The 16749-nt window shown below is 35.2% G+C and carries 12 protein-coding genes and 1 pseudogene; 4 read left to right on the top strand and 9 right to left on the bottom strand.

The genetic code is table 11. The annotated features are described in order from the left end of the window. Window positions 1–26: 26 nt before the first annotated feature. Both HF197_RS00945 and HF197_RS00940 read left to right on the top strand, forming a co-directional pair. Window positions 27–902 (top strand): ankyrin repeat domain-containing protein, encoded by an 876-nt coding sequence (locus HF197_RS00945; protein WP_168463916.1) that lies wholly within the window; start codon window positions 27–29, stop codon window positions 900–902. Window positions 903–1072: 170 nt separating this feature from the next. After that, complete coding sequence (locus tag HF197_RS00940; protein ID WP_168463915.1) at window positions 1073–1885, top strand: ankyrin repeat domain-containing protein; 813 nt, start codon at window positions 1073–1075, stop codon at window positions 1883–1885. On the opposite strand, the pseudogene tnpC reads toward HF197_RS00940, so the two are convergent. From tnpC to HF197_RS07325, 7 genes and pseudogenes are all read right to left on the bottom strand, one after another. Continuing rightward, window positions 1882–3242 (bottom strand): annotated as a pseudogene (tnpC, locus tag HF197_RS00935) (IS66 family transposase). The gene HF197_RS00940 and the pseudogene tnpC overlap by 4 nt on opposite strands. Before the next feature lie 166 nt (window positions 3243–3408). Next, complete coding sequence (gatA, locus tag HF197_RS00930; protein WP_168463914.1) at window positions 3409–4872, bottom strand: Asp-tRNA(Asn)/Glu-tRNA(Gln) amidotransferase subunit GatA; 1464 nt, start codon at window positions 4870–4872, stop codon at window positions 3409–3411. A gap of 78 nt (window positions 4873–4950) precedes the next feature. Next, the gene (locus HF197_RS00925; RefSeq protein WP_168463913.1) at window positions 4951–6414 is read right to left on the bottom strand and encodes a leucyl aminopeptidase; all 1464 of its coding nucleotides are present in this window, start codon (window positions 6412–6414) and stop codon (window positions 4951–4953) included. A 63-nt stretch (window positions 6415–6477) separates the two neighbouring features. After that, complete coding sequence (locus HF197_RS00920) at window positions 6478–7119, bottom strand: protocatechuate 3,4-dioxygenase (RefSeq protein WP_174855529.1); 642 nt, start codon at window positions 7117–7119, stop codon at window positions 6478–6480. Window positions 7120–7166: 47 nt separating this feature from the next. Then, a complete protein-coding gene (gene lepB, locus HF197_RS00915) occupies window positions 7167–7919 on the bottom strand; it encodes a signal peptidase I (RefSeq protein WP_369800012.1) in 753 nt (250 codons plus the stop codon). 86 nt (window positions 7920–8005) lie between these two features. Then, a complete protein-coding gene (locus HF197_RS07330) occupies window positions 8006–8473 on the bottom strand; it encodes a hypothetical protein (protein ID WP_174855528.1) in 468 nt (155 codons plus the stop codon). A 44-nt stretch (window positions 8474–8517) separates the two neighbouring features. After that, a complete protein-coding gene (locus tag HF197_RS07325) occupies window positions 8518–8967 on the bottom strand; it encodes a hypothetical protein (RefSeq protein WP_174855527.1) in 450 nt (149 codons plus the stop codon). 212 nt (window positions 8968–9179) lie between these two features. Between HF197_RS07325 and virB9 the strand changes: the two genes are divergently transcribed. Then, a complete protein-coding gene (gene virB9 / locus HF197_RS00905) occupies window positions 9180–9962 on the top strand; it encodes a P-type conjugative transfer protein VirB9 (protein WP_168463911.1) in 783 nt (260 codons plus the stop codon). On the opposite strand, the gene HF197_RS00900 is transcribed toward virB9, so the two are convergent. After that, complete coding sequence (locus HF197_RS00900; protein ID WP_168463910.1) at window positions 9959–12478, bottom strand: AsmA-like C-terminal region-containing protein; 2520 nt, start codon at window positions 12476–12478, stop codon at window positions 9959–9961. The two genes, virB9 and HF197_RS00900, sit on opposite strands and share 4 nt — an antisense overlap. A gap of 3 nt (window positions 12479–12481) precedes the next feature. Next, complete coding sequence (gene murJ, locus HF197_RS00895) at window positions 12482–14089, bottom strand: murein biosynthesis integral membrane protein MurJ (protein WP_246168506.1); 1608 nt, start codon at window positions 14087–14089, stop codon at window positions 12482–12484. 13 nt (window positions 14090–14102) lie between these two features. Here murJ and secA point away from each other — a divergent pair, with 13 nt between their 5' ends. After that, a complete protein-coding gene (gene secA / locus HF197_RS00890; protein WP_168463909.1) occupies window positions 14103–16739 on the top strand; it encodes a preprotein translocase subunit SecA in 2637 nt (878 codons plus the stop codon). Window positions 16740–16749: the final 10 nt, after the last annotated feature.

The raw sequence follows: 16749 nt of genomic DNA, 5'->3' as shown, positions 1-16749 counted from the left end.
AGAAATGTTAGAGCTGCTAGTTAGCAATGGTGCTAAAGATTACTGGTAAGTTTACAAATGGTTATAATAACTATAGTCTTTTGGGGTGGGCTGTAAATGACGGTAATACGGAAAAAGCAAAAGTGTTGCTTAAGCACCGTACTAGTCAAAATGCAAAGATTATTGCAAATTCAAAAATTATTTTTTATAACAACAGAAAAGACGATACATTATTACACTTTGCTGTTGCAAAAAAGAATCCACAGATGGTGGACCTTCTTATAAAATATGGTGCAGAAGTTAATGCTCAAAATGAATGGGGTGACACTCCTCTACATGATGCTGTTACATACGAATATACAGATATAATAAAACTGCTATACCAGAATGGTGCCGATGTTGATAATATTAAAAATAACAAAGGGGAAACAGCTGCAGACCTTGCTCATGATTACTATCATGGCAAAACCGTAAAGGAAATTGCTGCAGAAGGGGCAGATGTTAGTTCAGATCATTCTGTACAGACAAAAGCTGTACCAAATTGTTCATTTAGATCTTCTTCTATCTTAAGTACAGTTAAAACTTCAACTTTTTCTGCACTCAATAGCTTATTTCGAAACACTCCTGCTTTGCCTTTCAATCGGCAGTTTACTACTTTAAGCGAAAGCACGTTCAGTGCTCTACAGGATAACTTTAACGGAATGGTTCAATTTGCTAGCTTAGTAGTGGGATATTTTACAGGAGTAAAATACTCAAGGCAAGTAGACAACTTGCCTCTAACTAAAAAAGAAATCCAAGAAAGAAAACTTGATGCTATAGAGAGGACATTCAAGGCAGCAATTGATAAGTTTGGCCCTAAAAGCTCATTAAGTAGTACAACAATATCTAAAGTAGCTAGAAATAATACCGTAACTATGAATTAGCAAAGAATGGAAAAGTGAGGAAAATCCCAATCAGCTTAAGCACAGGATTTTCTTGCTTTTCATCTTCAAAGTATTAAAAGTCTGTAAATCGCATATGTTTTGCATAAAATTTACTAGTATGTATTAATGTATTATGGTATAATCGGGTGATTACTATAATGGAGGCTTTTATGGTAGAAACTAGAGAAACTATAAAATGGTGGGAGCTACGCGACGCAGTACTAAGGAATGATCTTCAGGAGGTTAAAGACTGCATTGAAAAGGCAAAAAGTCAAGGTGTTCTTTCCAGGGTTATTGATGTTAAAGATGGAGATCTGGGATCACCTTTAGTATACGCAGTCAAAGGTGAAAACGTAGAGATAGCAAGAGTTTTAATTGAGAATGGTGCTAACATTAACTTACAGGGTTATCGTTATAAACCGCCTATATATTATGCAATTAGGGATGGCTCTAAAGAAATGGTGGAACTGCTGGCTAGCAAGGGTGCTAATATTAGTGGTACGTTTGGGCATGATAGCTATAGCCTTTTGGGTTTGGCTATATATTACGATAGTACGGAAAAAGCAGAAATTCTACTGAAACACGGCATTAACCCAAATGCATATATTGATGGCAAGAGATTCAACATAAAAGGCTATAAACCATTACACTTTGCTGCTGTAAGAGATAGTGTATCAATGGTGGATCTTCTCATAAAATATGGTGCAGAAATTAATGGTCAAGATAAAGAGGGTAACACTCCTATGCATTTGGCTATTGCATCCAGATGTACAGATGTAATAAAGCTGCTATACCGTAATGGTGCTGATGTTGACATTAAAAATAAAAGAAATAAAACAGCTGAATACCTTGCTTATCGTTATTATGACAGGACTGTATCAGAAATTGATATGGGGGTAGAATATGTTGTAGCAAGTGGTGCATCCAGACCTTCTTCTTCCATTTTTGCTGCGCTAGAGTATCCATTCAGGTGTATGGCTTAAGAAGCAATAGCCAGTAGGTTTTGAAAAGGATTTAACTTCTTTTGCCTCCAAGTCAAGTACAATGAAATTATCCTCTCAAGAAACATATTTCCCCGTTTCGATTGTGTAAAATATGAAACTTTTCGGTAAACAACGTAATGCCGAATCTGTCGCTCAGCATAGTTGTTTGTCAGTGGAATATTTTCTGGATCGTCCAAAAATTTCCACATCATCAGATCCGATTTCATGATATTTTTTGCTACTCGAGACGCTCCAATTGCCTCGGGTAAATTTGATATATTCTTTAAGTAATATCTCGTTCGCTTGCGTAATTTTCTTGCTCTTCTTATGAACCTTAATGTGTCTATTTCATCCTTTAACAGAGCTTTTTTCAATGCAAATAATTCAGTAGCAACATTCCTTAAATAATACCCCAAAACTTTCACTTCGCTATTCCAACTATGAGACAACCTTTCAAAATCTCTTGCTAAATGTGCCCAACAGACCTGCCTTTTCTTGCTGGAAAAGTAGTTGTAAGCTGCATATCTGTCGGTCACTACTAGGTTGTTATTCTTTCCAAATTTACTATTTTCCAGGACTTTCATCCCTCTTGACTCTGTCAATTTGATCACACTTCCTATTTTGCTCGCAAACATCCAGCACCAGCCCTGTTTACCTTTGTTGTAATGGCTAGTTTCATCGATATGTAAAATTTTGCTCTTGCTTACCTCTTCCTCAATTTGCTCATATGCTTCTTGGCATTTTTCTGCCACTCTAGCCTCGCTATTTGATACACTACCGACGCTGATATCCAGGTTGAAAATGTCCTTTATAATATTTGCCACTTCTTTTTTCGAATTCTTGTAAAATCCACTTAATGCTGCAATTACTGACTTAACTCTTGGACCAAATGTGTCCGCAGTTACTCCTTCTTGTAGCTTGCTACTTTTTCTTTTTCCACATCTTTTGCAACGTCCATGCTCTAGTTGATATTCAACTACATACGGCTTGATTTCCGGCAAATCGACCTTTTGATGAGTATACGGATCTTTTGATACCGCAATTTCTCCTCTGCACTCACACGTATTGGGCAGTTCTATTTTTACCATCTCATCTGCCTCCATTTTAGGGCGGTAACTGCCTTTATGTCCAACCTGTGCTCCTACTTTCCTGTCACTTTTTGGCTTATTTTCCCTCATCTTATATAATTCTTTGGAGCTTGGTATAGATGAATTTTTTGAACTTAAGCCAAGCCTTTCTTTTAACTCAGCGTTTTCGATCCTTAGCGCTTTATTTTCTGCTTTAAGCTCTTCTATTTTTGTTTCTAACTTTTCTATAGTCTGCTTAAACTTTCGCAAAATTCTAAAAGATCAACCATATTACCTCATAGCCACTCTAGTTTACCTTTTTAGCATTCCTTGTCTACTCTTTATTTTACCGCCCGGCTGAATGGATACAAATAAAAGTCTTAGCATTATTTGATAGTTTATTAGTAAATTTAGCTTAATTATAAATATAAGTTGAGGAAAATACAAGCTTATAATCTATCGCGACTCAACTACCCTACCGCAGTTCTGCTCTATCACACTTGCTACATTTAATATTCCAGCCTCATCGTAGTAGTTACCAATAACTTGTAGTGCAAGAGGTAGTCCTTCGTTTGAAAGTCCAACAGGAACGGACATTGCAGGCAGTCCTGCTAGACTTGCTGGTACGGTAAATACATCATTAATGCACATCATCAGTGGATCTGGTTTTTCGTTCAAGCCAAAAGCTTCCGTTGGAGCAGATGGTACAAGTATATAATCTATTTTTTCGAATGCTTTTACGAAATCATTCCTGATTAGCGCTCTAATACATTGCGCTTTTTCATAGTATTCATTGTAATGGCCTGAAGAAAGTGCATATGCGCCAATTAAAATTCTTCTCTTTACTTCTCTTCCAAAACCTTCTGCTCTTGTCAGTGAATACATTTCCTCAAGAGTATCAGCATCAACTCTAAATCCATAACGTACACCATCATAACGAGCAAGATTAGACGAAGTTTCAGCAGAGCAAATTAGGTAATAAACAGGTATGGCATATTTAGTGTGTGGCAGAGTAATATCTACAATTTCTGCTCCATTTTCTTTTAAATAGGAAGTAACTTTTTCCCAATGATGAACGATTTCATCTGAAGTGCCATCCATCCTGTATTCTTTTGGTATACCAATACGCTTGCCTTTAATATCACCATTTATCAGATTAGAAAATTTAGGTACAGGTCTTTCACTGGATGTTGAGTCTTTTTTGTCATAACCACAAATTGCTTCCAGAATTAGCGCTGAATCAGAAACAGAACGTGTAATAACTCCCGCTTGATCAAGAGAACTTGCAAATGCAATCATGCCATAGCGTGAACACCTGCCATAAGTTGGTTTGACTCCTACCACTCCACAATAAGCTGCCGGTTGACGCACAGATCCACCAGTGTCACTTCCAAGTGCTCCTGCACACAAAAATCCAGCAACTGATGCTGCAGAACCGCCGGATGAACCGCCAGGGACAACTTTTTCTCCATCGCTTTTACGCGTCCAAACATTTTCAACAGGGCCAAAATAACTATTTGTATTTGCAGAGCCCATAGCAAACTCGTCCATATTAAGCTTGCCGAGCATTGCTGCTCCACTCTTTAGGAGCAAATCATAAACTGTGGATTCATAAGTTGGAACAAAATTTTCCAGCATTCTTGAACACGCAGTTGTCTTTATTCCTTTTGTGCAAAATAAATCTTTAACACCAACTGGTATGCCCATGAGTGGCGAGATTCTATCTGTTTGTTTTGAAAAACACTCATCTGCAACTTTTGCAGCTTTTATTGCTACCTCTGGAGTTTTTGTTATAAATGCATTTAATTTTTCACTTTCAACTGCATCAATATGTGCTTTCACTAATTCAACTGCAGAAAAACTCTTTTTTTTGAGTCCATCATGCATTTGTGTAATACTTAACTTTCTTAATTCGTTCATTAATACTCAATTTTGGCAAGACACTTATTATAACGGAAGTACAGTAAAAGATCTATACATTTATCTGTAATGAAAGCTTTAGCTATTCACCTCATAATATTTTTCAACTAACTTATTTAGCAGTCTGATACCAAAGCCTACTGCTCCTTTTGGAGAAATGTCAGTGCCTTTTTCATGCCATGCGGAACCAGCAATGTCCAAATGTGCCCAACAAACATTGTTTACAAAACGCTGCAAAAATTGTGCAGCCGTTATGCTATCGCCACCTGAGCCTGCAGGAGCAATATTTTGCACATCAGCAATTGGCGAATCTATAATTTTATCATAAGCCTCATTCATAGGAAAACGCCATAATTTTTCATTTACTTCAATTCCTGCGTCAATTAAATTGTTTGCCAATTCATCATTGTTTGAAAAAAGACCAGCATATTCATTATTACCAAGTGCAACAACGATGGCACCAGTTAAAGTGGCAAGGTCTATTATGAATTTTGGCGAAAATCTATCTTGCGTATACCATAAAGCATCTGCGAGTATTAATCTGCCTTCTGCATCAGTGTTTAATACCTCTATTGTCTGTCCGGACATTGAAGTGACTACATCACTTGGCCTTTGCGCATTTCCATCTACTGCATTTTCTGCAAGTGCAACCACACCTATAGCGTTCACTTTTGCTTTTCTTCCTGCAAGAGCATGCATTACACCAACTACAGCAGCAGAACCTGCCATATCATACTTCATCGACTCCATACCGCGAGAAGGCTTGAGCGATATTCCGCCAGTATCAAACGTTATACCCTTACCAACAAAAGCAATCGGCTTCTCTTTTTTCTCTGTGCCATCCCACTTTATGATCACTAGTTTTGGCTCTTTACTACTACCTTGGGCAACTCCAAGCAGTGCTCCCATGTTTTCCTTTTCCATCTGCTTTTTATCTAGCACTTCAATTTCCAATCCTAACTTGGCTAGTTCATCTTTAATGCGATCAGCATAAGATTCTGGGTACAAAACATTAGGTGGTTCTGTTATTAAGGAGCGTGCAAAAAATATACCCTCTCCTTCCTGTCTTAAACATTCAAATAATTTTTCTGCATCACTCAACTGTTCATCCTTTGCCAGTACTGCGATTTCCTCTACTTCTACAATTTTTTCATCTTTTTTGGTTTTATATTTATCAAACTTAAAGCTACGTAAAAATGCGCCATATGCAATATTTGCTGAGTTGCCCTCTATTAAAATTGCTGCTTTCTTGATTTTGAGTCTGCTAAGCTCACAATATATTTTACCACCAATATTTAATTCCTTATTTTCATTCCACTCGTCTTTTTTGCCCAGTCCAACGACGATAATATTTTTTCCTTCTGGCGAAGTGATAGAGAAAAACTCACCGAAGCTTCCATTGAAATTACTGAATTGCTTTATGTTGTCTATAACTTGCTTTCCTTGCAAAATTCCATAATCACTTATAGATTTGTCGTCTTCAAAGAGGCCTGTGACAATTGTTTTAAAATCTGATGAAATTTTAGAAATTATTACCTTCATTATTTATAGCTCCGTATTTTATTTAGGGTAATGTTTACCAAATTGGCCAGAAAAATGCAAGTCTTATTTCTTACCAGAAAATTTATTATATCCACCTAAGGTAATATTAAACGTATAAGTTTTTATAGCTTGATCATTATAAGTAAAGGGCACTATGAGTAGGCTTGCAAATCCACTTTCAATAAGATTTGTAAGAGCAGGGTCAGTGCAATTTTTGCAATTATGATCAGAAAAAAACATTTGTGTCGTAAATTCTGGAAAATCTGGGTGCTGTACTAAAAAATTAATATGTGGCGCTCTATCATGACTTCTGCCAGGTGCTATTGTTATAAAATTGTAATAGCCAAGATTATTCACTACAAATCTCCCGGATCCAGTAAAGTTGGGATCAAACTTATTTTTACCAATATTTTCATCATGATGATTGAAACCACGTGAATTTGCATGCCATATGGAAACTACTGCGTGTTGTATGGGTAAACAATTTACATCAGTAATTCTGCCTACTATGTGTATTAGTTCTCCTGCAGCACTTTCTGGAGAGCCGGATTTTCTTCTTAAATTATTTGATGGATTAAAAGTTTTTGGCCTTGCATCAAGATCTTGTATCTCTGGAGTTTCGATGCAGTTTAGTAAAATAGGATCGGCTGCAAACAATGACAAACTGAACACGATTTGCATTAGGAATGCTAATAAGACCTTCATTTCATCTGTGATATTTTTCTGAAGTTATAGCAGCTTTTTTCTTTTCTTTACACAACTTTGTGCAGTATTCTGTCTAGTCTTAAAGCAATGGGCAGTCTAAAGTTAAATGGTAGCCAATCAACCTTTTCAAGTTTGAATGATAACCCAACCATACCCACACGCCCAATAATGTTTTCCATTGGTATAAAACCAATTTCAGGAAATCTGCTATCTAAGGAGTTGTTTCTGTTATCTCCCATAACGAAAAAATGGTCTTCAGGTACGTGATAAACTGGAGTGTCATATGAAAATTTATTAGGAGTATTATCTATTAAAATTTCATGTTTTTTATCGTTTGAAAGCGTTTCCATGTACTGAGGTATCTTGCGATTTGAGTCATGATCAAAGAAGTTCTTAATCAGCTTTCGTTCTATCTTTTTATCGTTTAGGTATAATTCTCCATCTATCATCTGCACCTTATCACCTGGCACACCTATTACTCGCTTTACAAATCGAATGTCTTTCCCTGTGGGCTTGAAAACTATTATGTCACCGCTTTTTGGTGGAGTATAAAAAATTCTACCAATGAAAATATTTGGAGAAAATGGCAAGGAGTGCTTGCTGTAACCGTATGAATATTTGTTGGCAAAAATGTAATCACCTTCAAGTAGAGTACTTTTCATCGAACCAGATGGTATATGAAATGGTTCAAATAAGAAACTGCGTATTGAGAGTGCAATGAGCAATAGAAAGAACAGTGAAGATAAAGATCTTCCTGTTCTTACGATCCAATTTTTGTTTGGCTTTGCCAATTTTTTCAACTTTATTCTCTTATAAACTTAAGCCTATTATACTAAATAAATTAAAAGATGGTAAATCATTATAAGTATTTGAGCTAAACTATACTTTAAAAGATCAACACTACTATATTACATTGTGTTAAAGTGGTGTCATTACAGTATTGGGTGCTTGAATGACACCAGAAAAGCTCTTTAAAATCAAGACACCGTATGAGCAGGAGCCTGGTGCTGCTGGGTGTATCAACGTTTGTCACATTTGTTAATGGTGTTACTATTTCAGAGCTTTGTTGCGGTTTTTCTTGTTTCACTTGTGATTTTAAAGCTTCATAAAAATTCTTTGCTTCATATTGCTTTCCTACTTTTACAGTGTTTGCTTTTAACTGCTCATCGGTAATATCATGACCCTCAATACGCTCTACAGAACCATTATCATGAATATTAATTTTAATTTTACATTCTTGTCCACCAACATACCATGTGAGAGCCATTTGGTATGAGCCATTAGCTACTTCATAAATTTTTGTTCCATCTTTATCAATTCCACAACGTATCCCCCTTACTTTATCAGACAACATAAATGTGACTGACCTTACATCGTATTTTTTGCATGCACCGCCACTCAGCATGTTGCCATATTGAATGCTTTTTTATTGTCATCCAGCATGATTCTTACTGATGGTGTAACGACGTTATTTCTCCCGGGGAGTTTTGCTTCTTTGAGTCTTATAGATTTTACAGTATTTTCACCTATACTTTGAGATATCTCTGTTTTAACTTCCTCAGCAACTTTGCCTACAATATCATTGCCGTTATATTTATGCTCACCACGGGCAGTAAATATATTTGCTCCATTATCATCCTTACTAACTTCACGTTTTGTTTCTTTTTTATTAGTAGTGTTAGTATTAGGATTGCTTTGTTCCGTGAAGAATTTACGCCACTCTTCTTCACTATTAATAGTCACAGGTTCGCGTTTTGGTATTTCACCTGTAACGCTTGAAGTTGTAGATGTTAAGCTTAGATCAGGAGAAGTTCCAATTAAAGATACAGTTTCAGCGCTTTTTAGCATATAAGCCTCCATTATTGCTAAATGAGAATATTATCAAACTAGAATATAGATAAATTATTTTCTTTCAAGCAATTTTTCAACGTTACTCAACATAAATTAATAAGGAGAGAGAAATGCTTTAAATTGTGGGATATAGAAATGAAAATGCCTTAACAGTTGCAGTTCATTCTTATCGATGATAAAACATTAGAAGTTAGTATATATTGAATATTATGACTGGTCTGCTACTTGCTGTACTATTATTTTTTTATGGTGGTGATGTGCTTGCAAAACAAGAGCCACGTTCAATAGCTGCAAATGATCATATAAAAGTGATAAATTACAATCCGCAGGCTGTGCATAAGTATACAGGCTTTTATGGTTATCAATCTAGCATATTGTTCGAGCCCGGAGAAGTGATACAAAATCTTTCAATGGGTGATTCAACTGGTTGGCAACTTACGCCTCAGGGCAATAGGTTATTTATCAAGCCTATAGATGATATTGCCGATACTAATGCAACCATAATCACTAATAAAAGAGTTTATTATTTTGAATTTCACGCTGAGGAAGCAAATGGATTGGATGATCCAAGGTTAGCATATGAAGTGAGATTTCTCTATCCACTGTTTAATAGTGATGAGGTTTATACAACTAATAATGGTGACATCCTTGAACAGATGAGCCATACCATAGTTCCAGATATAAGTGACATTGAAGTTATAAAAAAAGGATTAAATTTTAACTACTCTGTTTCACATGTTCATGGTAGTCAGTCAATAGTGCCAATTAAGGTTTTTGATGATGGAAAATTTACCTATCTGCAGTTTGATAGAATTAATTCTGATTTTCCAGCAGTTTTTATGGTTGATTCTAAAGGATATGAATCTTTAATAAATTTCCGTACAGTAGATGATTATCTTATTATTGAAAGAGTAGGTTCAGTGTTTACTTTAAGGAACGGATCAAGTACGGTATGTTTATTTAACGAGAAAATACCTTTTGGTAGAAATTAGCTGTTCCTCTTACCAATCAGAGTGATAAATATCTGATCTATATCAAAACTCATCTTAGGGTGCCAAATAGGGCCATCTAGATGCATATCAATGTAGAGCGGATTGCTATGGCCCATAGGGATAAAAAAGAACCTAAACACAGAAATTAAAGAAAAGTCAGATAGAGTAAAGTTAGAAGAGGCTGATCCTGAAGCTTGATCAATTCCAAATTGCAAACTAGTAGAGACTATACCATTGCTAATGTTTGCTTTTCCGCTAGCACTGTTAAAAAGCGTGCTGCCATTATATATGTCAGTATTAGCAAGTGTGGAAATTTCAGATTTATTTTTGCTGCTTAATAAATTAGTGATAAATGAGTTAAAGTTCACGTTAGTGAATACCACTCCTTGTGCTTGCAAATTAATCTCTCCTGATGAACTATTAGCCCAATCTCGAAAGCTCTTTCCTTGGGCTTTAATCTCACCATTTAAACTCACCTGCCCATTTATATCTTTGATATTTAAAACTTTACTAATTCTTTTAGCATCTAAATTTAAAATAGAAAATTTTGTATAAATTGAATCTGGTTTTAGATAACCCTGAAAAAATACTTGTCCTTGATCTAGCGTATAATTTATCTGTCTGAAAGTAATAGTGTTATTTCTCATCACTGCATCCAAATTGAAATCCTTTAAAACATCCTGCTCAGTGGTAAATTTTTCTGCACTTATTTGCACATTTGCGTCGAAATCTTCTTTATCATCCAATAAGTTAAATTGTTCTACTGACCACTGCATTTGATTTATTTCATTTCTTGAGTCTTTTTTTACGTTTACTAAATTTGGCAATCTAAAGATTTTTCCATTGAATTTGTTGCCTGCAAGATTCACATCCAGTAGAGGTTTTGCATATTTTTGATCGACTAATACTTGTGCATTACCGGTAATATCAAAATCTTTTCCTGATAATTTGACTTTATCTGTAGCTAGCTTTCCTTTTTCTACTGTGAATAAAAAGCCTAAATTTTCTATTTTAGTATCATTTAACGTAAAGTTATCAATATTAGTTTTTATGTTTACATCATATATAAAATTTTTAAGCCACTCCACTTTAGATAAGCTGCTCAATAGTGAATACTCGTATTTATCTATATTGAGATTGTTTATATTAAATTCACCATCAATTATATTACGTTTTTTTGTGTGATTTATCTTCAGTGCTCCCTCCAAAAACTCTGTACCATTTATTAATCTAATCCCTGAAATAGTGAAGATTCTTGGTGCGAGGTGTATTTTAGAGTGTAGTGTGAATTGACTTTTTTTATTCTCTTTTATATTGATAGAGGGAAAGAAGCACGAGATAAACGATCCAAAATCATTCCCTTCTACTGATAAGTGACCATTAAACTCGGATAATGAGTTGTTATTTGATACATTTCCTGACAAGTAAGATACATTATTGACTCCAAGAAATTTGAGACGAGTATCAACTTTCACTTCACCATCAGTGAATTTTAGCTTAGCATGAAAATCATCCAGCGTTTTATACTGATATTGAATGTCGGAAGCCTTTATATCAAAGTTTAAACTTAGATCTTTTGGTATAGCTTCTCTAAAGCACTCAAGAAGTTCTTTTATATCCGCACCACTTTGTGAACTATTTTGCATAGAGCCTAAGTCAACTCTGCTAAAGTTAATATTTACATTAGTATTATTATTTTTTCGATCATTCTGTATTTCACCACTTGCCTGCATGCTATCAGAACTGATCATTAAATCAGCTAAGGTAAATTCATTTTCATTTATACTTACGTTAGATGATATTCTAATATTCCCGCTTGGAGTAATATATGAAAGGAAGTTGAGATTGAAGATTTTTGCCATATCACTAATGACATTTGAATCATTTTCAATTGCAATTGTCAGATTGCCCTGTAGTCCTTCTTGATCTCCATAGCCTGTAAAGAGCAGGTTTATAAAATCAGATTCAACACGCACAGTGCTTTTTGAGATATAGACTTTTCCATCAAAATCATAGCTGTTAATTTCGCCAAAAAAGTGCTTATTTCTCCTTATAACAATCTCTTTTATATTAACTACATTCGCAGAATCATATTGCAGTTGGCTGTCTTTTACTATTATGTCAACTATATCGCTGTTAGCCTTTGCACGCATAATATTAAGCAAATTTGCTTTATTGCTTTTCATGCCAAGTAAGGTGATCGATTTTGCCTTTAATGAAAATGAGAATAGCGATAGAAGTGAAGGCCTGATTTCAATTCTGTCAGCGCTTATCAAGTCTGATAACTTTTGTTCTTTATCTTCGCTATATTGTATGTAAACGTTGTGTACAGTGAGCTTTGGAGTAATCAATGAAACTTCAATATTTCCTCCAATATGTACTTTAGCATCATAAGTTTTTTCAAGTTCCTGTATGATTCTTTCCTTATAATTATTCCAATCCTTAAAAGATACAATAATCTGCAGAAGAATTAATACTAAAGAGATTGATAGTGTTGCATATATAGAAAGTCTCATAGTTTACACATGTTTCAGGCTATCCAAATTCCCTCTAAAGATTAAATAAAGAGTACCAAAATAAATAATAACACTCAAAACTATTAAAGTTGTTAAACGTATTACTGCCTTGTCAAAGAGCAGTGCTTCTGGTCGAAAATAAAGGACTATAGACATTACTATCGTAGCTATAAGGATTTTTACGATGTAAAGCAATAGTGCTTTACTTACTCTGTACATTTTATTTGTTGTTAAATAATTAATCAATAAAGCAGAATTTATCCAGGTTGAAATAGAGGTTGCAATGGCAATTCCAGTATGTTGGTATCTGTTCATTAACAATAGGTTCAATACAATATTAATTCCAAGACAGATTAGCGAAAATATAGTTGGTATTTTTAAATTTCCTTTAGCGAAAAACGTAGGTAGCAATACTTTATTGACGATAAACGCAGGTAAAGAAAGAGAAAACGCCATCAACGCAGGGGTGGTTTGCTGTATTGCATGCTGATCAAATGCACCATATGCAAAAAGTGTACGCAAAATAAGATCTGGAATGATAAGAAATGCAGCAGTTATTGGCAGAATTAGCATCAATCCTATATTAAGAGCTCTGTTCTGTATTTTCGTTATGCTTTCAGTATCGTCTGCTTGCTTTGAAATTAAAGGAAGAAGCACTGTACCAATTGCTACACCAACAACTCCCTGTGGTAGTTGATTAAGTCTATCGGCGTAATATATATAAGACACTGCACTTGGTATGAAACTTGCCATGATTGTGTCAATCCATACGCTTATTTGTGTTACACAATTGTTGAGAATTGCAGGTATTACACGTTTAAAAAACAATTTTGCCTCATTAGTTAGCTTCAGGCTAAAAGAAAAAGCTGCCTTGAGCTTATATGCACCAAAGAGCATTACCAACAACTGCAAAGCTCCTCCAATAACAACACCTATAGAAAGATTGTGTGCTGGAGTTTCTATGTAAGGCAGAAATAGACTGGTGATTATACATAAATTTAGAGCAATTGGTGCAATAGCTGTTGAAGCAAAATGCTCCTTTACTTGAAGCATTCCCCCAATAAGTGATGCAATTGACACTAAGATTACATAAGGCAGCATAATCCTTGATAGTACAATTGTCAGAACGATCTTACTCTGATCAAAGCCAGGAGCAAAGATTTTGACTACGTAAGGAAAAAGAAATTGTGTAATAAAACAGAAAATCACGAGGAAAATAAATGTAAACGATATTACACTACTTGCAAAATCAAATGCTCTTTTTTCATCATGCGACTCTGCTGAATATAATGGTATAAAGGAGGTGGTAAATGCCCCTTCAGCAAAAAATGCACGAAACAGATTGGCAAAACGAAATGAGGAAAAAAATACATCTGCAAGGGAAGTTGCGCCAATTGTCGTAGCTATCAACATATCCCTTATTAGCCCTAAAATTCTTGAAATGCCTGTAAAAAAACTAAACGTGAAGATACTTTTAAACACTTTACTATTATGTGGACTGTTGTTAATATTACTAAAAAATAAGCAATACAGACAGATAAAATATGCGGCTTTTTCTAATATATCATTGCCGTAGCTTACATTTATTAATATAATATTATAATAAGTCAATACTACCTAACTTATGCTAGATTCTACGCTAATTTTTGCAGCTATTTCAGTATTTTCCATTTTGACGTTGTCATTCCTTCTTATAAGAAAAGCGTTTGGCTCAGCAAATAAGAAGATAATAAAGTCTTTTAGGAAAATTGTTGAACAAATAAATGTATTAGAGCCAGATATGCAGGCTTTATCTGATCAAGAGCTATCCAGTAAAACTGAAGAATTTAAACAAGAATTAAAAAATGGAAAGACATTAAATAATCTTCTTGTGCCTGCATTTGCGGTTGTACGTGAAGCATCAAGGCGTTTCTTAAACATGAGGCACTTTGATGTTCAACTAATCGGTGGAATGGTGCTTCATAATGGCATGATACCAGAAATGAAAACAGGGGAGGGAAAAACGCTTGTTGCAACTTTAGCTGCATACCTAAACTCCCTGGAAGGCAAGGGAGTTCACGTTGTAACTGTAAATGATTATCTCGCAAAGCGTGATACGGAATGGATGAGTAAATTGTACAACTCTCTTGGAGTTTCTGTTGCATTTATTACGAATAGCTTGACAGATGAACAGAGGAAAGAAGCCTATAGTGCCGATATTGTCTATTCTACAAACAATGAGCTGGCTTTCGATTATTTGCGAGACAATATGAAATTCTCCAAAGGCGACATGGTACAACGAGGTTTTAATTATGCCATAGTAGATGAAGTAGATTCCATATTAATTGATGAGGCGCGTACCCCACTAATCATTTCCGGTCAGGTTGAAGACAATAATCAGATATATAAGCGTATAAATAGAATAGTCGTTAAGTTAACTGACTTGGACTATGAAGTGGATGAAAAAGGTAGAACGGTTTCTTTGACTGAAGATGGTATTTCACATGTGGAAGAGTTATTGAAAGCACATAATTTCATTACGGAAAATTCTTCGCTTTATGATACCAATAACATGATAATGACTCACTATATAGACCAGGCATTGCGTGCGCATAAGCTGTTTACTGCCGATAAGGATTATATAGTTAAAGGTGGTAAGGTAATAATTATCGATGAGTTTACTGGCCGTATGATGGAGGGTAGAAGATATTCTGATGGTCTTCACCAAGCACTTGAGGCTAAAGAGAATCTTGAAATTCAGCATGAAAACCAAACTTTAGCTTCTGTGACATTTCAAAATTATTTCCGTATGTACAGCAAGCTTTCTGGAATGACTGGAACAGCAGCAACAGAGGCAGAAGAGTTTCGTGATATATATAGACTTAATGTGGTGAAAGTTCCAACCAATGTGCCTGTAAAAAGGATAGATATTGATGATGAAATTTATGGCACGGAGAAAGAAAAATATCATGCTGTATTAAAGTTTATAGAAGAGTGTCATAAACGTCAGCAACCAGTGCTTGTTGGCACAGTTAGCATTGAAAATTCAGAAAAGCTTTCTGCGCTTTTGCATAGTCACTCTCTAAAACACTCGGTGTTAAACGCTCGTTATCATGAGCAAGAAGCATACATAATAGCGCAAGCTGGGGTACCAGGCGGCATTACCATAGCAACAAATATGGCAGGTCGTGGAACTGATATTCAGCTTGGAGGAAATGCTGAGATGATTGCAAAGGTAGAGCTGAAAAAGATAAGAAATGATGACGAGAGAGAGAAAAAATACCAAGAAATAGTTGAAAGAGTGAAAAAAGACAAGGAAATAGCCATTGAAGCTGGTGGTTTATGTGTAGTTGGGACAGAAAGGCATGAAAGTAGGCGAATAGATGATCAACTGCGCGGGCGTTCTGGGCGTCAAGGTGATCCTGGGCTTTCTAAGTTCTTTTTATCGCTTGAAGATGATTTAATGAGAATATTTGGTTCAGACAGAATGAGAAGCTTTATGCAAAGAATCGGGCTGAAGAATAATGAGGCTATTCACCATCCGTGGATAAATAAGGCGCTTGAAAAAGCGCAAAAGAAAGTTGAGGCGAGAAACTATGATGTGCGTAAGTCTTTGCTGAAATTTGATGATGTAATTAATAATCAGCGTCAGGTAATTTTTGAACAAAGAAATCATATTATAGGTGATGAAATTAATGACTTATCTGAAATATATAGCGAAATAAATGAAATAATTTTAGAGGACATAGTTCAAAGTAATTATTATGAAGATTATATTGAGGATATAATAAAAGAATTTCATACAAGGTATGGAATAACACTTGATAAAGATACACTAACGAAATTTTTAAATAAGCAAGAAGCTTTTGAGTATATAAACAACAAGGTACAGGAATTTTTTGTTGAAAAAGAAAAATATTTTAATAGTGGGCAGACTACGGACCTGTGGAGTACGATAGTAAGACAAGTGATGATTATGACACTTGATCATTTATGGCGAGAGCATCTTTCAGTTTTAGAGAGTCTAAGACAGAGCATAAGCTTACGTGCTATGGGACAGAAAGATCCACTGAATGAATTTAAGCGTGAAGCTTTCTTGATGTTTGAGTCAATGCTTGAAAAATGGAAGGAGCTTACTATTCATCGTCTGGTGCATTTTAAATTAGCAGATGATCAAATACACCATAACAGCTCTCCCAAGGTATCAAGAAACGATAAATGCCCTTGTAACTCAGGAAAAAAATACAAACATTGCCACGGTGCAGTAACTGCAGTAAATTAGCTAAGTTTAG

Origin of the sequence: Wolbachia endosymbiont of Ctenocephalides felis wCfeT (assembly GCF_012277295.1) — a bacterium.
GTDB lineage: Bacteria > Pseudomonadota > Alphaproteobacteria > Rickettsiales > Anaplasmataceae > Wolbachia.
The sequence above is the reverse complement of the archived record's forward strand: the minus strand, read 5'-3'. Positions and strand labels throughout refer to the sequence as shown.